The sequence below is a fragment of the Pseudomonas sp. GM102 genome (assembly GCF_000282555.1).
In the GTDB taxonomy this organism is placed as follows: domain Bacteria; phylum Pseudomonadota; class Gammaproteobacteria; order Pseudomonadales; family Pseudomonadaceae; genus Aquipseudomonas.
On the sequence record NZ_AKJB01000118.1, the window covers coordinates 39374 to 59655 of the forward strand.

At 59.4% G+C, this 20282-nt stretch carries 14 protein-coding genes and 1 pseudogene; 11 read left to right on the forward strand and 4 right to left on the reverse strand.

The genetic code is table 11. The features are described 5' to 3' along the window. The first annotated feature begins 8 nt into the window (after positions 1 to 8). The 5 genes from PMI18_RS04045 (at position 9) to PMI18_RS04025 (ending at position 7583) form a co-directional block, all read left to right on the forward strand. Positions 9 to 2381, forward strand: coding sequence for a hypothetical protein (locus PMI18_RS04045; protein ID WP_007906184.1), 2373 nt, complete (start codon positions 9 to 11; stop codon positions 2379 to 2381). A 68-nt stretch (positions 2382 to 2449) separates the two neighbouring features. Then, a complete protein-coding gene (locus PMI18_RS04040) occupies positions 2450 to 3373 on the forward strand; it encodes a hypothetical protein (protein WP_007906186.1) in 924 nt (307 codons plus the stop codon). Between the two features lie 19 nt (positions 3374 to 3392). Next, positions 3393 to 4685, forward strand: a complete 1293-nt coding sequence (locus PMI18_RS04035) for a hypothetical protein (RefSeq protein WP_007906188.1) — start codon at positions 3393 to 3395, stop codon at positions 4683 to 4685. Between the two features lie 3 nt (positions 4686 to 4688). Continuing rightward, positions 4689 to 6497 carry a hypothetical protein gene (locus PMI18_RS04030; protein ID WP_007906190.1) on the forward strand — a complete coding sequence of 603 codons (1809 nt, stop codon included), beginning with the start codon at positions 4689 to 4691 and terminating at the stop codon, positions 6495 to 6497. A gap of 30 nt (positions 6498 to 6527) precedes the next feature. Further along, a complete protein-coding gene (locus PMI18_RS04025) occupies positions 6528 to 7583 on the forward strand; it encodes a hypothetical protein (protein ID WP_007906192.1) in 1056 nt (351 codons plus the stop codon). A gap of 341 nt (positions 7584 to 7924) precedes the next feature. On the opposite strand, the gene PMI18_RS32015 is transcribed toward PMI18_RS04025, so the two are convergent. The 3 genes and pseudogenes from PMI18_RS32015 to PMI18_RS04015 all read right to left on the reverse strand — a co-directional run bounded on the left by PMI18_RS32015 (position 7925) and on the right by PMI18_RS04015 (position 11076). Further along, a complete protein-coding gene (locus PMI18_RS32015; RefSeq protein ID WP_443200880.1) occupies positions 7925 to 8803 on the reverse strand; it encodes a methyl-accepting chemotaxis protein in 879 nt (292 codons plus the stop codon). Further along, positions 8783 to 9814, reverse strand: a pseudogene (locus tag PMI18_RS32020) (HAMP domain-containing protein); the annotation flags it as partial. The gene PMI18_RS32015 and the pseudogene PMI18_RS32020, both read right to left, overlap by 21 nt. Then, entirely contained in the window at positions 9811 to 11076 is a 1266-nt protein-coding gene (locus PMI18_RS04015) for an aspartate aminotransferase family protein (protein WP_050548159.1), read from the reverse strand. The gene PMI18_RS04015 and the pseudogene PMI18_RS32020, both read right to left, overlap by 4 nt. A 347-nt stretch (positions 11077 to 11423) precedes the next feature. On the opposite strand from PMI18_RS04015, the gene alr reads away from it, so the two are divergent. Next, the gene (gene alr, locus PMI18_RS04010) at positions 11424 to 12662 is read left to right on the forward strand and encodes an alanine racemase (RefSeq protein ID WP_007906202.1); all 1239 of its coding nucleotides are present in this window, start codon (positions 11424 to 11426) and stop codon (positions 12660 to 12662) included. Positions 12663 to 12786: 124 nt separating this feature from the next. Here alr and PMI18_RS04005 read toward each other — a convergent pair whose 3' ends face one another. Further along, positions 12787 to 14352, reverse strand: coding sequence for a carbohydrate porin (locus tag PMI18_RS04005; RefSeq protein WP_007906203.1), 1566 nt, complete (start codon positions 14350 to 14352; stop codon positions 12787 to 12789). A gap of 168 nt (positions 14353 to 14520) precedes the next feature. Here PMI18_RS04005 and PMI18_RS04000 point away from each other — a divergent pair, with 168 nt between their 5' ends. The 5 genes from PMI18_RS04000 to PMI18_RS03980 are packed head-to-tail and all read left to right on the forward strand — an operon-like array spanning position 14521 to position 20269. Then, complete coding sequence (locus PMI18_RS04000) at positions 14521 to 15795, forward strand: ABC transporter substrate-binding protein (protein WP_007906204.1); 1275 nt, start codon at positions 14521 to 14523, stop codon at positions 15793 to 15795. A 21-nt stretch (positions 15796 to 15816) separates the two neighbouring features. Continuing rightward, entirely contained in the window at positions 15817 to 16779 is a 963-nt protein-coding gene (locus PMI18_RS03995; protein WP_007906205.1) for a carbohydrate ABC transporter permease, read from the forward strand. Continuing rightward, complete coding sequence (locus PMI18_RS03990; RefSeq protein ID WP_007906206.1) at positions 16776 to 17618, forward strand: carbohydrate ABC transporter permease; 843 nt, start codon at positions 16776 to 16778, stop codon at positions 17616 to 17618. The genes PMI18_RS03995 and PMI18_RS03990 overlap by 4 nt, the downstream gene beginning before the upstream one ends. A 27-nt stretch (positions 17619 to 17645) precedes the next feature. Then, entirely contained in the window at positions 17646 to 18770 is a 1125-nt protein-coding gene (locus PMI18_RS03985; protein WP_007906207.1) for an ABC transporter ATP-binding protein, read from the forward strand. After that, complete coding sequence (locus PMI18_RS03980; protein WP_007906208.1) at positions 18767 to 20269, forward strand: glycoside hydrolase family 32 protein; 1503 nt, start codon at positions 18767 to 18769, stop codon at positions 20267 to 20269. Before PMI18_RS03985 ends, PMI18_RS03980 begins: the two co-directional genes overlap by 4 nt. Positions 20270 to 20282: the final 13 nt, after the last annotated feature.

The following is a 20282-nucleotide window of genomic DNA, read 5'->3' on the forward strand; positions in this document are numbered from 1 at the left end:
AGCATGACATGAGCGTATTGAATTTCCCCCGTATCTACCTCAACGGCCATATGTTCTGGAACCCGCCGACAGCCAACAACAACGATGTGCTGCCACTCTATGACGCGGTCAAGATGCAGATGAACTGGCGGTTTCTCGCTGAGTACGGCATCAATCCCGAGAACGCCGCCAGCCGCTTGATGCCCTGGACCATCGCGCCCTTGCCGCTAAGCGATGTACCGGCCTATGCCCAGCAAGTCCCGGGCAACGCCGATCCGGGTAACTATCCGATGATTCCCGCCGAATGGGACCTGTTCGGCGACAACGCCTGCGGCACCGTCAACTATGACCAGACCCGGTCGGTAATCATCGGCGGCGAGCTGCCCGGCGGTGGATACGTCGACCAGGATGCGCTGATCGACAAGGGTTACCAGCTGTTCGGCAACCCCCTTGGCAGCACTAACCCCACTCCGGCCCGGTTCGTCGACGTCAGCCCCTGGCAGAATACGTTCACCGCGCTGTACTTCGACAAGCTGGTGCTGGGTGACGATCAATGCGGCCTGACGCTCAAACGTCAACACCGGATGCTCGATCGCTTCCTGAACTTCAACTGGGGGGCGTTGGGTGGCCTGTTCTATGTCACCACGACCTGGCAGACCTGCTTTCCCAAAGAGAACCTGCAGTGGGTGATCGGCAACTCGCAACTGTTGAAAGATCTTCAGGACCAGATGGAGCAACAACAAGCTCAGGGGCTGATGTTCAGGTTCTCCACCTACCTGACCTGCTACGACAGAAACGGCATATTCAATAACTACCCACCCATCAACACCCACTCCACAGACCCGCAGGTACAGGCCAACGTGCAGGCGATGTATCAAAAAGGCCTGGATAACGTTGCCGATATTTTCTTCAACCCGGCCTACAGTCGCACCGCCGGCACCTTGGGTCTGTGGTTTGCGGATGAGTTCCCGACCGCACCGGCTGGTCGGCGCCTGGTGCCCGTTCCGAGCGGTTCCGTTCCGCTTTGCAAACCCGGCTCCCCCCCCACCAACATGACGTTGGGTGTGATCTCGGTCCAGGCGCATGCCGATACCCTGTCGCTGGACCTTTCCAACACCTTCCCGTTCTATCCGCTCGACAAGACTGCCGACATCCCGGTGGCGGAAAAATACAATGCCGGCAACTACCAACTGGGGATACGCCAGGACGGGCAATTCAGCCCGTTGGCCAGTTTTGGTTTTGAGGATTATCGACAGGCGGCGTTCGACAAACGTTCCGGGATCCTCGACTTGCCACTGAGCGCCGACGCGCAGAAAAAGCTGCAAACCGGATCGCTGGAACTGCAACTGCAAGGCACAACACCGGTGCAAGCCTCCGCCCAGCAGATGTGGACGGCCGAAGTAGTGGAGAGCGCCAGCTTCATCGATGTGGGCGACAGTAGAACCCTGCAGATCATGGTGCAATACGACGGTCTTCCGGCTCCGGCCGGCACCGTGCTCTGGGTAGCGGAGTACGACAACGCCTTCATGCTGAGTACCAGCAACTACTACCTGGCGTTCAGCAACAAGGCCGACTTCACGTTGTTCCACGACTATCCCCTTAACCGCAAAAACAACAAATCCAATCTGCCGCAATTTATCGATAGCCCCAGCGAACACAGCTTGGCAAGCACGGGCAGTGGCCGCCGGCTCATGGCGTTACACGTCGACGCGCCAGCCGATGTGTCGATCCCCGTCACCTATCAACAATACCTGTCGACACCCGCCTCGGTCGCCCTGGCCCCCAGCCTGGGCTTCAGTAACTCCATCGCCATGGAAGGCAAACTGCAAGATCCTCAAAGCAGTACCGTGAACTATTGCGTGACGCACATACAGACCGACGCCAAGGGCATCGCACGATTGACCGTCAAAGGCCGGGCTCCTGGTTTCCCGACCCTGCGTTTCTTCGTGCAGGAAGGTGAACAGCCTCCCGAGATCCCTTTCAGCTTCAACTACACGGATGCCTATACCGACTTCATGGCGCCTTTGCGTGTGCTGCCGCTGGAACCGAAACTGCAGGAGGACTTCGTCAACGAGTGGAACCAGATCTACACGAAAACCGAGGCCCGGGTCCTGATCTGGGAGACCTTCATCTACCCACGCATCCTGCAACCCTTCTATTACCTGTACCCGATCATGAGCAAATACATGCCACTCAATTCCCTGGAGCGGATCGAAGGCGCCGTTGACCAACTGATTGTGTTGATCAGCAAGGAGTACCAGGAGGAAAGCACGCTCGCCATGCCCATCACCCGTGACATGTCGCAAAGCCGACGCGCAGTACTGGAGCTCTGGGCACAGTCGCTGGTGAAACGCAATTACCCACCCGTCCCGCTCAGCATGAGCGACTACGAACAAGGCTAAAACCACAACGCTTCAAGCAGGACCACCGGGTGACGAGCCTGTCACCCGGCACTTCACAGGAGTGTCATATGAAAGCCAGCCTCTTGAACCGACTGTTGCTGCTGACCCTGCTGCTCATCCCGGCTCTATTCGCCCAGGCGGACAGCGGCGCCGTCTACTTCACCATGGGGGTGCATAACACCGAGGGGTGCAACGAACAGAACGGCAACTGCATCGCCAAACGCGCACCGGGCGACCCTTCCGATCCGTTTTTTCCGGCGTTCTGGATCAGCGACTGGACCATGTACCGGGTGATGCACAACTACGAAAAAAACCCGCCGCCCTACAGCAATCCACCCACCACCCTCACCCCGGCGGACTACACCGTCTCCCGCGGCACCAGCTATTACGACACCGCCTATATTCCACCGGATGGCGACGGCTTCGGCGCCATGATGGAGCACTACGAGAAGTACTGTCTGCCGATCTTCCCGATCAAGAACAACAACTACACCTGCTCCTTTGTGTCCCTGGGCAACAAAGCGTACTTCCTGACTTACCCGCAAGACCGCCCCAAGGACATACCGGCCTGTTGCATGTTTTCGCCGATGAATCATCCGCCGCGCCAAGACTTCATCCAGCACCTGCCCTACAGCGCCGAGCGCAGCAAAAACCTCAATGGCAGCGTGCAGGCCTATGCACTGGACCTCGAATCACCGCAAGGTCCGATCCTGTTCGGCTACGCCTTTTTCAAACAACTGTCAGGACAACCGCCCTACCGGCATCCCCAGTCGTTCTTTTTCTCCGGTGACACCAGCGTTGCCAATGCGCCCATCGTCAGCCAGAACTACACCAACTTTCGCATCGCCAAACCGGACCCGGCCCAGACCTGGGCGCAAGTGGCCGCGATGTGCCCGGCGAATCCGCCGCCCTGCCAATTGTTCGAGCCACCGGCCTCACAGAGCAACGGCCAAAAGGCGCAGTGGAACAAGCTCATGCAGCGCAAACCCTGAACAATGACGAAGGATCGCCATGAAAACCACACTCCGTTTCACCGTGATGTTACTGGGCCTGGCCAGTCTGCCGGGGCTGGCTCGGGAACAAGCCATGCTGTCGACGCTGGCCACCAGCTTGAGCTGCCAGCCTCCCAGCACCGCACCGGCCGCCACGGCCAGCCAGGACCTGTTCGATCAGTACAGCTGGCAGATGTTCATCGCCTTGAACTGGCCTGCACAGAACGGGCAACGAGGTGATCCCGACTGCAGCAAGCAGCCTGGGGATCCCGGCTACACCGTTTGGCAGACCTACAAGACCGTGGAGGAAATCTTTCTGCCGCAAGGGGCCGATCCTGGCCCGTGGAATACCCAGCAAGCCGCCAAAAGCCTGGGCATCATCAACATTGCCGCGCTGAAGAACAGCTCTCAGGTGAATGCCGTCGACCAGGCCGTCGGCGGCTGGCTGATCGACCAGGCCGGTAACCCGACGTACTACGACATCTCGGCCAACGAGACCTCCTACAACTACATCGTCGCCAACAGCTTCTATAACGCTGATGTGGTTTCCAAAGCCAACAACATCAATTTCCCCTATGGGGTCATCGAGGTTAAATCGAGCTGGCGCATTCTCACCACCCGTGACAATGCCAGCCGCTACCTGACCATGCTCGCGCGTGTGGCCACGTTCGACGACCAAGGCCAGCGCACCGGTGTCACCGAGGCTTACCTGGGTTTGGTGGGCCTGCACATCATCACCAAGGCGAACGGTTACCCGCAGTGGATCTGGTCGACTTTCGAGCAGATCGATAACGTTCCGCCCAAGGTGCTGGTGAACGGCCAGTGGGTCGACCAGCCGACATCCGGCACGGCCTATTCCTATTTCAACTCCACCGCCCCCGCCGCCACCCTCAACCAGTCGCCGTGCGACTGGCAGACTCAGGGCGCGCATCTGGTCTGCGTGCCCAAACCCGGCACCACGTTCCAGACGCCGAACCCGTTGAACCGGTTCACCCCGATTGCCGAGGTCACCAATGGAGTCAACACCCAATACCGCACCGACCCGGACCTGCAAAGAAGCGTGTTGAAGTACTACCAGCTCATCACCACCCAGCGCCCGCTGATGCCGGACAACCCCAGTAATCCGCTGGGCCAGCCGACACCGGCGCTCTCGGCCAACGTGACCATGGAGAGCTACATCCAGCCCAACAGCAGTTGCATGAATTGCCACTCCATGGCGACACCGGTCAAGAGCCCCTACAAGTCCGATTACTCCTACCTGTTCAAATTCGCCAATGCGCCTGTCGGCAAAACCATCAAGGACGAGGAATAAATCATGAGCATCCTGAACGGACCACGACTGAATTTCTGGGGCGGCATCCGCACGGACGTCAGCCTGCCGAACAATTCCCCTACCATTCCCTACGACGGCAATGATGAATGGCCGCTCTTCGACCTGACCACCTCGACCCTGGCGCCGGGTGCCCAGTCTTACACCGACGATCAGTTGAACAACATGATCAACGCGCCTGACGGCGACTACTACACCGCTGGCGGCTGGAATCACTACGGGCAGCATGTGGTCGACATGCAGAACGCCCTGATCAGTTCCCAGGGTAATCCAGGCGGCATCAGCACCACCGGCGACATGGTGGGCCAGCCGGTCTATCTGCTCGGCTCGGTGGACCCGGTGACCGGACAAGGGCCTGTGTCCGGCCCGATGATGGTGGACCTGGACCCCACCTCCTCAACGACCACCCAGATCTTCGTCGGCGGTCTGCAAATCGGCGGTAACAGCGACATCCAATTGCTGATTCGCAGCAATACCGTGTGCAGCAGTTTCGACGTCGCGGGGCGTGTGCTGTTGCCCGCGAAAATGGACGCGCCGGGCTCCTTCCACGCCAGCGGCACGTTTCAACTGACCTTTCCCCTGAGCAGCGTCGTCAGTTGGAACCAGAACAGCGCTGGCCTGCGGTCGATCATCCAGGCACCTGGGGCGACAGGCATCGTACTGCGCTTCGTCATGTTCGAAATGTGCCCCACGATGACCACTGAACAACTGGATGCCGATTATGCCGCCGGTCGATACACCCCCAACCCGAGCATCGGCCGGGTCATCGGAACGCTGGCCCCGGCCTTCGCCGATGAGCCGCTGAACTGCCAGCCGGGCCGGCAACTGGTCAATCAGAGCACGGGGAATGCCGGCTATGCCGACCTGGGCAACAACGGTTACCTGAGCATCGACATGGTGAACGTCATTCCGAAGGAAACCTTCAGGGCTGTCAGGGACGACATCACCAGCCCTATCGGGCCCAACGCGAACTACGGCCTCGTCACCATCACCGCAGGCACCACCACACTGGCCACCCTGGAGCCGACCAACCGCTTTTTATTCGACTACTACGTGTATGGCGGCATCGTCGACCTGCCGCTGACCTCCAACCAACTGCAGGCGGTACAGACCACCGCCCTGGCGATCAACGCGCCTGGCAAAGTCGCCGGGACCACGTTGCAAGCCACCGAATCGACCTATCGGGTGTATGCCGACCAGCGCAACGTTTATCTGGAAGACTATCCGAATGGCCTGTCGCTCACCCTGCAGGTCAGGTATCTGGGCGGTCCGGTCCAAAGCACCACCGAAATCGACCTGCAGGCAGCGGCTCCTGCTGTGTACGATGAACCGCAATACTGGGACTTCCTCGACTTCCCTGCCTCGCTGACCGTGGACGCCGGCCAGCTCGCCGTCAGTTTCCCCGTCACCGTCAAACCGGGCAGTGCCGCCCAGGCCGGTTTTGTCGCCCTGACCTGCACGGCCAATGGCCTTCCTAGCAGTGGCTACTTCACCAGCTTTCGCAAATACGCACAGACCGACTTCGGCATCCCCGCGGGCACCACCATTACCTGGGAGCTGATGTATCCGAACGTCCTGCGTTTTCACTACCTGGCCTTCCCCGCCATGTCGCGCTACATCCCGCTCAATCAGCGCGACGCGATCATGGCCGCCAAGAACCCCATCCTCGCCCGAACCTCGGACGCCTACAAAGGCACCACGCTGTTCATGCCCGTGGTGCGCTCGATGTCGCCTTGCCAGCGGGCGCTGCTTCGAGCCTTTCTCACCGGTGAACCGTGGCAACCGCCGCAGTAGTCGTGCCCCTTGTCCATGGAGAGAGACCCTATGCCCGTTCCCGTTCATATCCCGGCGCAACCGACTGAAACGTTGCGCCCAAGCACGATCATCGCCGAGGGCCTGCTGAACCCTCGCGGCGTCTGTCTGCAAAGCGATGGCAGCCTGCTGCTGACCGAAGCCGGTTCGGGGTTGCCGGACCAGCCCTTCAGCGGCCGTATCAGCCGACTGCGGCCGGATCCGCACAGACCCGGCGCCTACCTGCCCCGCGAAACACTGGCGCAAGGTTTCCGCGCCATGAACATGCAGGCCCGCATGCTGCGCGATGAAATCATGGGGCTGTCGGACATCGCCTGCGGTGACGGGCGCTGCCTGGTCAGCCAGACCGATTACGTCGAGGGCTCCAAACTGCTGGACCTGCAATACACCCCGCCCGAGCCGGTGTTTCACAGCCGTGGCAATCTGAATGCGCTGTGTTACCACCCCACTCGCCACAGCTGGCTGGCGGTCAAACCCGATACCAATCAGTTGGTGGAGTTCACCAGCGGCCAGGACGAACGCGTGCTGGTTCAGCTACCCGAACTGGACCAGGGCCAGGAAGCCGTTCCCGTGACCCTGGTGTACGAACCGGCGACAGACGCCGTACTGATCAGCCTGTTCTCCGGAGAACTACAAGGCGACCCGACGCGCAAAGGCATCGACTTTGCCGACAAGGCAGGCCAAGTGATTCGGGCCTGGCCGGCCAGCGGGCAAATCGAGATCCTGATTCGCGGCCTGCAATTGCCCACCGGACTGGCGCTGTGTCCGAAGGGCAACGTGCTGGTCCTGGAACTCTGCAACCGCCTGCAGCAACCCTTGCCGTCTGACTGGAACGGCGAACCGCTCCATGGCGGCTTTACCCGCTTCACCGGTCGACTGCTGAGTTGCAACCTGCAAACAGCCCAGGTCGCCGTGCTCGCTCGCGGCCTGGATACCCCTTCCAACCTGTGCCTGTTGCAGGATGCGGTACTGGTGAGCGAAGGCATGGGATTAACCGGCCGGCCACTGCCCACGCCAGACAACAACGTCGTCCCGTTGAGCGGCAGACTGCGACGGGTGCAGCTCTGAAAAGCACGCCCCTGCGTAGCAGCTGTCGAGCACCGCGAGGCAGCGTCCGGCGGCGCAGCCGTCGTGAATCCGGCTAATGCGGTCTGCCTGATGCGCACCAATGTCTGGTTTTACGACTGCTGCGCAGCCGAACGCTGCCTCGCGGTGCTCGACAGCTGCTACAAGGAGGGAGATTCGTCAATTAACCCAAGCCGGTCACAACGCTCGCGCACAACACCGAATAAATGTGGGAGCGAGCCTGCTCGCGATGAGGCCGGCACCTTCAACATCCCGGTGACTGCCAGACCGCTATCGCGAGCAGGCTCGCTCCCACATGGATTGCACTTGACATCAGCATCCGGTCAGATCCGAAAACTGCCCACCAATTGCTTCAAACGAGCCGCCTGCTGCTCCAGATCGGAGCAGGCCCGCAAGGTCGAATGGAGGTTTTCCACGCCGTCCCGGTTAAGGGTGTTGATCTCCCTGATGTCGGCATTGATCGACTCGACCACAGCGGTCTGTTGTTCCGTAGCGGTGGCGACCGATTGGTTCATGCCATCGATCTCACCGATGCGCAGTGTCACGCTATTCAAGCGCTCGCCGGCCAGGTTGGCGACCTCCACGCTTTCCAGGCTGTGGCGCTGGCTCTGACCCATGGTACTGACCGACTCGCGGGCGCCGACTTGCAGCTCCTCAATCATGGTCTGCACCTGTTGTGCCGATTCCTGGGTGCGATGGGCCAGGTTACGGACTTCATCGGCGACCACGGCAAAACCGCGCCCGGCCTCGCCGGCGCGGGCAGCTTCGATGGCGGCGTTGAGCGCCAGCAGATTGGTCTGCTGGGAGATGCTGCTGATCACCTCGAGAATCTGCCCGATATTCACTGTCTTGCTATTGAGGGTTTCGATATTGACGCTGGAGGTGCTGAGCATGTCGGACAACGTGTTCATCGCCTGAATAGTTCTATCGACCACCTGCTGACCGTCTTCAGCCAGCCCCCGGGCATCGCTGGCCTGATGCGACGCTTGCGCTGCGTTGCGGGCAATTTCCTGCGCGGCGGCGCCAAGCTGATTGATGGCGGCCGCCACGCTTCTCGTCCGGCTGGATTGTTCATCGCAGTTGAGCATTGACGAATTGGAAGCACTGACCACCCGCAGGGCGACTTCGTTGACCTGCTCGGTGGCCGAGGAGACCTCGCGGATCGAACCATGAACCCGTTCGACGAAGCGGTTGAACGCCATACCGAGGATGCCGAATTCATCCTGGGTCTGGATGGTCAGGCGCTTGGTGAGATCGCCTTCACCCTCGGCGATATCCTGCATCGCCCCGGTCATTACCCGCAACGGCTGCATCAGGAGGCGAATCAGCAGGCCGAGTAGCGCGATGATAATCAGCACAGCGATAAAGGTGGCGACCAGTGCTGAAGCACGGAACTCACTGAGCATCAAAAACGCCTTGTCCTTGTCCACGGACAAACCGATAGACCAATTCAGTGAGGGCAAGCCTTTGATTGGTGCAAAGGTAACGATGCGGGTGTTGCCATCAACCCGCACTTCACTGATATCGCTGCTGATGCGCGGGGTATCTTGCGGATAGACATCGGCGAGCGTCTTCATCACCAGCGCTTTGTCCGGGTGAACCAGAATCTTGCCCTCGCTGCTGACCAGAAAGGCATACCCCATCCCGTTGAAGTCCAGCGCATTGATACTGTCGGCAATGGCCTGCAGGCCCAGATCACCGCCAGCGACACCCAGGGTCTGCCCGGCCTTGCTGACGGCGTCGACGACGGTGATCACCAGGTTACCGGTCGTGGCGTCAAGGTACGGCTCGGTGATGGTCGGGCCATTGCTCTTGACGGCATCCTTGTACCAGGGGCGCGCACGCGGGTCGTAACCTTCCGGCATCTTGGCATCCGGAAAAGTCATGAACTTACCCTCTTTATCCCCTACATAGGTGGCGATAAACGTCGACGCCAGGACTTGCTGCTTCAGCAAAAGCGCGATGTTCTCCGGGGTCGGGTTGATCGCCACCGACTGTGAAAGGGTCTCCATCAACAACACTCTGCCGTTCAGCCAGTTGGCGATATTGCTCGCGGTGACATCGCCCATTTCATGAAGATAACTCTCCAGGTCCTTACGAATCGCGCTGCGCTGCAGATAGTCGTTGTAGGCGGTGAACAACGCGAACGCGGCGACGACAATCAGCGAGACGGCCAGCAGGATTTTGTGGCTGAACTTAAGGTGAATATTCATGGCTGATTTGCAGTCCGGGTCAGCAGCTCAAGCGTGCGCTCGAACCGGGACAGCCCTTCGACGATGTCCGCCTCGGTCACAATCAAGCTGGGGGCAAAGCGCAGAACATCGGGACCGGCTTGCAACAAGATCAGCCCCTGCCCGGCGGCCGCATTCAGTATTTCCTTTGCTCGCCCGCGCCAGCCGTCACTGAGCACGCAACCGATGAGCAGCCCCAACCCACGAATCTCGTTGTACACGCCATATTGCCCGGCCATTTGCGCGAGGCGAGACTTGAACTGCTCTGCGCGTTGTTTGACGCCATCGAGCAGGGCCTGATCGTTCACCAGGTCAAACACCGCTTCGGCCACCGCGCAACCCAGAGGGTTGCCACCATAGGTCGTCCCATGGGTGCCCGGCACCAAATGTTGAGCCAGCGCTTCGCGAGTCAGCATCGCGCCAATCGGAAACCCGCCCCCCAGGCTCTTGGCACTGGTCAGAATATCCGGTTCAACGCCGTAATGCTGGTAAGCGAACAGTTCTCCACTGCGCCCCATGCCTGTCTGCACTTCGTCAAAGATCAACAGCGCATTGAATTGATCGCAGAGCGTGCGGGCACCTTCCAGGTAAGCACGTTCAGCCGGGAGCACACCGCCCTCGCCCTGTATCGGCTCAAGGACGACCGCGCAGGTTCTATCCGAGATTGCGTTCTGCAATGCCGCCAGATCATTGAACGGTACATGGCTGATCCCTTCAACTCTCGGGCCGAAGCCGTCGGAGTATTTGGGTTGGCCGCCCACACACACGGTAAACAGTGTTCGACCATGGAAGCTGTTCACCGCGGCGATGATTTCAAATTTTTCCTCGCCGTAACGGTCATGGGCCACCCGTCGCGCGAGCTTGAACGCCGCTTCATTCGCCTCGGCACCCGAGTTGCAGAAGAACGCGCGGTCGGCGAAGGTTGCATCCACCAGCTTGCGCGCCAGACGCAATGTGGGCTCGTTGGTGAATACGTTGGAGATGTGCCAGAGCTTGTTCGCTTGCTCCGTCAACACACTGACCAGTTTGGGGTGAGCATGGCCGAGCACATTAACGGCGATCCCGCCAGCGAAATCGATCAGCTCACGACCACTCTGGTCCCAGAGCCGCGATCCTTCTCCGCGGACCGGGATAAACGGCGCAGGTGCGTAGTTGGGGACCATGACACGATCGAAATCTCCACGATCGACCGCCTCCTCCTGCGGCTTTTGCAGGTCGGAGAACCGCGAAGGCTGAATCAACATCGTATTAGTCGTTTGCATGGGAGCCTTTCCAGAATGGGAAGTGAGTGCGGTTATTCTCCCTCCACTCAAGCGGCCGACTCGGCTGTTATCCCATTGCCGCTCGACTCAGAATGCTGAAAGTTTCACCTCGGCAGCCGATTCCGTGCTTGCCAGTGTGCCGATGGATTCTCGGTTGTCTGGTCCCGTTTAACAGCGTCATCCGCTGTGTCAGGCCTGTCACTCCACATAAACAAACGAGGGCTTTGCTGAAAAATCCCATGGCTGTTCGCTCGATGCCACAGGGAACTGACTGATGCCAGATCCATGTGTGCATGGGGCCTTTCCTCATCCAGTATGGAAGACTCGATATGCCACGTTTTATGCTCAGCACGCTGACACTCGCACTGGCTTTCTCGGCAATGATGCCTGTGGTCGATGCCGCCCCTTTACTCGATCCCACACCCGAACATCCTCGCGCCGACAATCAATCAGGCCAGGCCAACACTTGGCTTGAGATTGATCAGGCCGCCTTCGAAGGAAACATCGCCAAGCTCCAGCAACGGCTGGCGGGTAAAAGCCAGATGTGCGCCGTGATGAAAGCCGACGCTTATGGAAGCGGCATTGGTTTACTGATCCCCTCCGCCATCAGGATGGGCATCACCTGCATCGGCGTGGCGAGCAACGAGGAGGCACGTGTTGCACGGGCAAAAGGCTTCAAGGGCCGCCTGATGCGTTTGCGCAGCGCTACCGTTGATGAAGTCGAGAGTGCACTGCGCTACAACATTGAGGAACTGGTCGGTAACCTGGAGGTTGCACGTCAACTCAACGAACTGGCCACCCGCAAGGGCGTGAAGCTGCCCGTTCACCTGGCGCTGAATTCGGCGGGCATGAGCCGCAATGGCCTGGAAATGAGTACCGCGCAGGGGCAACAACAGGCAGTGGATGTGACGCGGCTGGATCACCTGGATATCGTCGGGATCATGACTCACTTTCCGGTCGAGGAACGCGAGGATGTTCTCCGGGGGCTGGCCACATTCAAGGAGCAGTCCGTCTGGCTGATCGAGCACGCCAAACTGGACCGCAGCCTGATCACCCTGCACTGCGCCAATACCTTCACGACCCTTGAAGTGCCGGAAGGCTGGCTGGACATGGTTCGCCCGGGTGCTGCGCTTTATGGTTATCCAGTGGGCGGGCATAACGAGTTTCAACGGGTGATGCAGTTCAAGTCGCGGGTCGCGGCGGTCAACGCTTACCCGGCGGGCAGCACCATCAGCTACGACCGCACCTTTACCCTGAGCAAAGACTCGCTGATCGCCAACATCCCGGCTGGCTACTCCGACGGCTATCGAAGGGCATTCTCCAACAAAGCCTCAGTGCTGATTCACGGCCAGCGTGCACCGGTGATCGGCAAGGTCACCATGAATACGCTGATGGTTGACGTCAGTGGGATCAAGGGCGTGCAGGCGGGGGATGAAGTGGTTCTGTATGGCAAACAGGGTGATGAAGAAATTACCCAGACTGAGCTCGAGACCATCAACGGCGCGTTGTTGGCCGACCTCTATACGATCTGGGGTAATTCCAATCCGAAGGTGTTGAAGTCCAGGTAAGGATGGACGTGTAGGAGCTGCCTGACGCAAACCCTGTGGGAGCGGGCTTGCTCGCGAATTCGGTGTGTCATTCAGCTTTGATGTTGACTGACACACCGCTTTCGCGAGCAAGCCCGCTCTCACATTAAAACCAGGTTTCCATCTGTATGCCGTACTGCCATACACCGCCGGCATTGAAGTCCGACTTGCCGAAGTTGTCTGTGGAACTGTATCTGTCCAGGTCCGAAGACCAGTTCATGAGGCTTGCGAATACTCGCAATTCGGGGCGTGTGAGCAAGTCTCCAACGTCGGGTTTGAAGGTTGGGGCGATGGTGAATTTCCAGAAGTTACCGTCGACCGCATTACGTTGCATGTAGCCCTTGGGGTCGAGGTCCATGGTTTGCCAGCTCATTTCGTAGGCCATCTCGAAATTGCTGTTGATTTCATTGGCCAATCGCACGTTCAGGGTCATCCAGCGGTAATCGTCACCCTTGACGTACCTGTCCTTGCTTTGTTCGGCCAACAAGCTGGGGCCGATGCGCCAGCCGGGTGCAATGGGGGTCTCGCCATAAAGCGCCAGGCGCAGCGCCCGGGCGTCGTCGATCAGCTCGCCATCCGAACCGATGTTCTTGACCTCTGCCCCCAGACCTTGCCCGTAGAGCAGCGCCGTTTTGAAGAAGCCTTCCCTGCCGAAAAAGTTTTTCTGATGATTCGCGACCATGCTGTGCAAACCGGAATCCGCAGGCGTCAGGCCCGCTTCATTGGTGCGAGTGCCAAAGTCGTTTTTCTTTGAGCCAATGCCATTGAACATCCACTGCCACTGACCATTATCGAAGAACTGGTTGGAGGTCAGGATGTAGCTTTCCACATCGGCATTGACACCGCCCTCACTGAAATCCCCGTAGTTGCGTCCGATCAAGGAGTAATTCGAGCGCCAATCCTTGTTCATCTGCACATCGTAGATACCACCCCCGGTGCCGGCCAGAAAGACCACGTCCGAATCCAGCCAGTGGATATCGAAATTGTCCCTGTCAAATCGCTTGCCTGCCCACAGGGTGGAGTTTTCGAACACTGAATTGCCCTTGAAGGCGGCGAGATGATCGAGTTCGGTAAATACCTGACGCACGTTCAGGTTGCTCTCGTCGGCGGTCCAGTCATTGGAACTTTCCACACCGTCGGCGATGGACACGGTGAATTTGGATCGGGTGCCGTTCTGCGCATAGAGTTCTTTCGACAGGTCTATGCGCATGTAGGTGTCGTCTTCGTTACCGAGTCGCCCGACGGCACCACCAACTGAACCGGCCGGGGTTGTATAAGGGCCGCCACGACCACCACCCAGCCCATCGTTGATCAGCAATCCGGAGCGGGCGTAGCCCTTGAAGCTGAAACCGTCAGTCAGGTGTCCACTGCTGCCCTGCTTTTCCATGCTTTGCTGACGGGCTTCGAGTTTTGCCAGTCGAGTGTCCAAAGTGGGCGCCGCAGTGGCGGCTGCAGTAGATGCCGCCGGCTGCAAGGCGGGAGTCGCCAGTTTGATCTGCTGCAATTCCCTGGCGAGTGCCTGGGTTTGCTGCTCGGCTGCGGCGGCGCGTTTTTCCGCAGCGGCGGCACGCGCTTCAAACGCGGCCATTCGTTGTTCCAGGGTCGCGGCCTGAGAGGTGGCCGCCGAGGTGCCGAGTACGCCTGCGAGTAGCCAGCTTGATGCTTTCTGCATGGGGGATTTCCTGTTTTGTTTTTATTTTTCTGTCCTGCGACCGGCCTTTTTTTCATGAATTGTTAATTGTCAAAATCCACGAAAAAAAGGATGCCTCATCGCAAATACGCTGCTACATTTGGCGATGTTAACGTTAACTTTTCTAAAAACAAAAATAAAGAGGGCTTTATGAAACACCTCAAATCTCTTCTTCCAGCAGCACTGCTTACCCTCTGCGCCGGGCTTCCATCCCTCTCGAGCGCAGCTGATTTGACGATCTCGTGTGGGGCGGTAGGTGCGGAGTTACAACTCTGCAAAGAGGCTGTCGAGGCCTGGTCGAAACAGACCGGCAACAACGTCGAGGTGGTGTCCACGCCTAACTCGGCGACCGAGCGATTGTCGTTCTACCAACAGATCCTCAGTGCGCAGTCCGCCGACATCGACATCATTCAAATCGATATGGTGTGGCCGGGGATGCTCGCCAAACATCTGATGGATCTTCGCGAGGTGCTTCCCGCCAACGCGACCCAAGGCTACTTCCAGGCACAGGTGGATAACGCCACGGTGAACGGGCGGCTGGTGACGATGCCGTGGTTCACCGACTCGGGCCTGCTGTATTACCGCAAGGACTTGCTCGAGAAGTACAACCAGCAGGTTCCCCAGACCTGGGAGGAAATGACCGCTACTGCCAGGAATATTCAACAGGCCGAGCGCACTGCCGGGAATCCCAATGCGTGGGGTTACATTTTTCAAGGGCGCGCCTACGAGGGCCTGACGTGCAATGCGCTGGAGTGGATCAGCAGCCAACCGCAAGGTGGACTGGTCAATTCACGAGGCGACATCGTGGTCAACAGTCAGGCTTCAAGAACAGCGTTGACCCTGGCCAAAAGCTGGGTCGGCGACATCTCCCCGCGTGGCGTACTCAATTACACCGAGGAGGAAGGCCGTGGCGTGTTCCAGTCGGGCAATGCGCTGTTCATGCGTAACTGGCCGTATGTCTGGGCCCTGGTCCAAAGCCAGGACAGTGCCGTAAAAGACAAGGTCGGGGTTGCTCCCCTGCCCCGCGGCGGCGAGGCCGGCAGCCATGCATCCACCCTCGGTGGCTGGGGTCTGGCGGTATCGCGTTACAGCGCCCATCCAAAACTTGCCGCCGAGCTGGTGAGCTATCTGACCAGTGCCCAAGAGCAAAAACACCGTGCCCTGATAGGCGCCTATAACCCGGTTATCGAGTCGCTGTATCAAGACCCCGAATTGCTCGCGGCCATGCCTTATTACGCTCAGTTGCACAGCATTCTCAACGATGGGGTGATGCGCCCCGCCTCCATCACTGCCGATCGTTATCCACGGGTCTCCAATGCGTTCTTCGATCGAGTGCATGGCGTGCTCGCGGGCGAGTTGCCTGTCGATCAGGCGCTGGCCGAACTGGAAAGCGAACTCACGCGCATCAAACGCCGGAACTGGTAAGCCACAAGGAAGGAAATCACCATGTCTGTCTCTTCTACCCATGCCCCCTGTGACGAGCTCCTGCTCACCAGGGAAACGCCCGTACAACGTCGCCGAGTACGCGCTGCCTGGCTGTTTCTGACGCCGATGTTGCTGTGTCTGGCCCTGGTGGCAGCCTGGCCGCTACTGCGCACATTCTGGTTCAGCCTGACCGACGCCAACCTGGCGGACACCGGCGGCGGAACCTTCATAGGCTTGAGCAATTATCTGTTCCACAACGGTTCCACCTGGTCGGGCATCCTGGTCGATCCACAATGGTGGAACGCGGTGCGCAACACCTTGCACTTCACCGTGGTGTCGGTGGGACTGGAAGTCGTACTGGGACTGCTGGTGGCGTTGTTGCTGAACATCAAGTTCACCGGCCGCTCGCTGGTGCGTGCGTTGATTCTGATTCCGTGGGCGATTCCGACCATTGTCTCGGCGAAGATCTGGTCATGGATGCTTAACGACCAGTTCGGCATCATCAATCACCTGATGCTGAGCCTCGGCCTGATTGACGCACCCTTGGCCTGGACGGCGGATGCGGATCTGTCGATGTGGGCAGTGATCATCGTCGACGTCTGGAAGACCGTGCCTTTTGTCACGCTGCTGATGCTGGCGGCCTTGCAGATGTTGCCGAGTGATTGCTACGAAGCCGCCAGGGTCGATGGCATTCATCCGCTGAAGGTGTTCTGGCGTGTCACGCTGCCTCTGCTGATGCCCGCACTGCTGGTGGCGGCGATCTTCCGCATCCTCGACTCGCTGCGGGTATTCGACGTCATCTATGTGCTGACCTCGAACTCATCGAGCACCATGAGTATGTCGGTGTATGCCCGCCAGCACCTGGTGGAGTTCCAGGACGTCGGTTACGGCAGCGCGGCCTCGACGCTGTTGTTTCTGGTGGTTGCGGTCATCGCCATGCTTTATCTCTACCTCGGACGCCGTCAACTGGAGGTCCGGTCATGAACCTGCGCCTACTGAAAAAATCGCTGTTGCGTCTCGGATTCTGGTGCCTGATCGGGGTTCTGCTGCTGTATGCGGTCTTCCCTTTCTACTACGCCATCGTGACGTCGCTGAAGCTGTCCAGCGCCTTGTTCGAGGTGAGCTACTGGATCGAAAACCCCGACTTCTCCAATTACGCGGCGGTGCTCCATCAAGCCTCATTCCTGCGGGCTATCGGCAACTCTCTGGTGGTCGCGCTGTGCGTGGTCACGCTGGCGCTGTTCCTCAGCCTGACCGCCGCCTATGCCTTGGGCCGGGTGAAGTTTCGTGGGCGTGGCACGGTCTTGATGATGGTTCTTGGCGTGTCGATGTTTCCCCAGGTCGCGGTGCTGTCGGGGCTGTTCGAAGTGATCCGCGCCCTGGGTCTGTACAACACCTCCTGGGCGTTGATCCTGAGCTACACGATTTTCACCCTGCCCTTCACCGTCTGGGTGCTGACCACGTTCATGGGGCAGCTGCCCCATGAACTGGAAGAAGCGGCAATCATGGATGGCGCGTCGCCCTGGGTCACGCTGACCCGAGTGCTGTTGCCGCTGCTCTGGCCCGCACTGGTCACCACTGGCTTATTGGCCTTTATCGCCGCGTGGAACGAGTTCCTGTTTGCCCTGACCTTCACCCTCACCGACACCCAACGCACGGTGCCGGTCGCCATCGCCTTGATTTCCGGCGGCAGCCCTCATGAGTTGCCTTGGGGGTTGTTGATGGCCGCATCGGTGCTGGTCACCGTCCCACTGGTGATTCTGGTGCTGATCTTCCAGCGCCGAATCGTTTCCGGTCTCACTGCCGGCGCGTTAAAGGGTTGATGCCCAACAAAGACAAGGAACAGCATCGTGATCAAATTGAAACTGGACAACGTGAACAAACAATTGGGCGGCGCGCGGATTCTTCGCGACGTCAGCCTGGAAATCGCCGCGGGTGAATTCGTGGTGTTCGTCGGCCCTTCGGGCTGCGGAAAGTCGACCCTGCTACGACTGATCGCCGGACTGGATTCGATCTGCGGCGGCGACCTGCTGATCGACGGGCGTCGGGTCAACGACCTGGAGCCGCGCGAGCGTGGCGTCGGCATGGTGTTTCAGTCTTATGCGCTGTACCCGCACATGAGCGTCTACGACAACATCAGCTTTGGCCTCAAACTGGCCAAGACGGAAAAGACCAGCCTGCGCGAGCGCGTGCTGAAAACCGCGCAAATCCTGCAGTTGGACAAACTGCTGCAACGCAAGCCAAAGGAACTGTCCGGTGGGCAGCGTCAGCGTGTGGCCATGGGCAGAGCCATGGCGCGGGAGCCGGACATTCTGTTGTTCGATGAGCCGCTCTCAAACCTGGATGCCTCGTTGCGGGTGCAGATGCGCAACGAAATCGCCCGGCTGCATGATCGGCTGGGCTCGACCATGATCTACGTCACTCACGATCAGGTTGAAGCGATGACCCTGGCCGACAAAATTGTCGTGCTCAATGGTGGTCGCGTCGAGCAGGTCGGCTCACCGCGCGAGCTCTATGAACGCCCGGCCAGTCGCTTTGTCGCCGGTTTCCTCGGTTCGCCCAGAATGAACTTTCTGGCGGCGCGCCTGCATGCGCCAGGTAAAACCAGCCTGGTTCATACCCCCGTATTGGGGATGAGCTCCCTGCCCTTCGACAGCTCGAACCTGGCGGCGGACGCTCAACTGAGCCTGGGAATTCGCCCGGAACACGTGTCGCTCAAGGCAGCAGATGGAACCGCCGGCGTCGTCGTGACCGGGGTCGAGTATCTGGGCAGCGAAACCTATGTGCACCTCGATACCGGTCAGGACGAACCACTGATCTGTCGTTGTGAAGTCAACGCCGGATGGCGAGTGGGCGATCAGGTCGAGTTGCAGCTGGACCCCGGCAACCTGCACCTGTTCGACGCCGACGGCACAGCCTTGAAACGCTACCCGCACGGCGTCCTGCTGCACTCGGTACGAGAAGCAGCCCTATGACCTTGGCTTTGAATTCCATGAGCGATCCGATGTCCGCTACCCTTGAACTTGCGCAGCATGCGCTGAATGATGGCCTGTCTCGCGTCATCCGCGATTACCAACCCGGTTATCATCTTGCCCCTGCGGCGGGCTGGATGAACGACCCAAACGGGGTGGTGTACTTTCGTGGCGAATACCACGTTTTCTATCAGCACTACCCTTTCGAAGCGAAATGGGGCCCGATGTATTGGGGGCATGCCAAGAGTGCCGATCTGGTCCATTGGCAGCATCTGCCCATTGCGCTGGCGCCCGGCGATGACTTCGACCGTGACGGTTGTTTTTCCGGTAGCGCGGTGGTGTGTGGCGATACCCTGGCGCTGATCTACACCGGGCACACCTGGCTGGGGGAAGTGGGTGACGAACGCTACATCCGTCAAGTCCAGTGCCTGGCCACCAGTACCGACGGCATCCGGTTCGTCAAGCATGGCGCCGTCATCGAGACCGCGCCAGAAGACACGATCATGCACTTTCGCGACCCCAAGGTCTGGCAGGAGGATGACGATTGGTACCTGATTGCCGGCGCACGTCTGGGCGATAAACCGCTGCTGCCGCTGTACCGTTCCACCGATCTGCACACCTGGGAGTTCCTCGACTATGTGTCTAGCGGCAGCGAGGGCGATGGCTACATGTGGGAATGCCCGGATCTGTTCCGGCTGAACGGGCGCGATGTGCTGCTGTACTCCCCTCAAGGCATGCAACCCCAGGGGTACGAACGGCTCAATAAATACCAGACCGGTTATCGAGTGGGCCGACTCGACAGCGAATGGCACTTCACCGGCGGGCCTTTTATCGAGCTGGATAACGGCCATGATTTCTATGCCGCGCAAACGCTATTGGCCGCCGATGGTCGACGTCTTGTGTGGGCATGGCTCGACATGTGGGAAAGCCCGATGCCGAGTCAGGCCCATCACTGGTGCGGCATGCTCGGTTTGCCACGCGAACTTGAACTGCACGCCGAGCGCCTTTGCGTGTATCCGGCACGGGAGCTTACCGCTCTGCGCCAGGCGCCATTGCCGTGCACGTCCTGGTGGGACGAGTCAGGAACCCGGTGGGAGCCGGAAGTGAATGGCGACATGCTCGAAATCCACGTGCGTCTGGATCTGCTCGGCTGCACCGACGGCCACCTCGGAATCGCCTTGCGTTGCAGTGATGATGGTCATGAAGAAACCCTGCTTTACTACGATGCTGCGCTGCAGCGCCTGGTGCTTGACCGCAGTCGCTCGGGTGCACAAGTCACCGGCCAGCGCAGCGTGGCGATAGACCCGACACAAGGGCAACTGGAACTGCGGGTGTTCCTCGATCGCTCGTCCATCGAGGTGTTCGACGAAAACGGACACTTCAGCTTCAGCAGTCGCCTCTATCCGCGGCCCGACAGCCTGGGCGTGAAGCTGCTGGCCAGCGGAAGTGGCGGGCGTGTCTGCATTCCCAAGGCATGGCCTCTGGCCTCGGGATGGCTATGAGCAGCGTCATTCG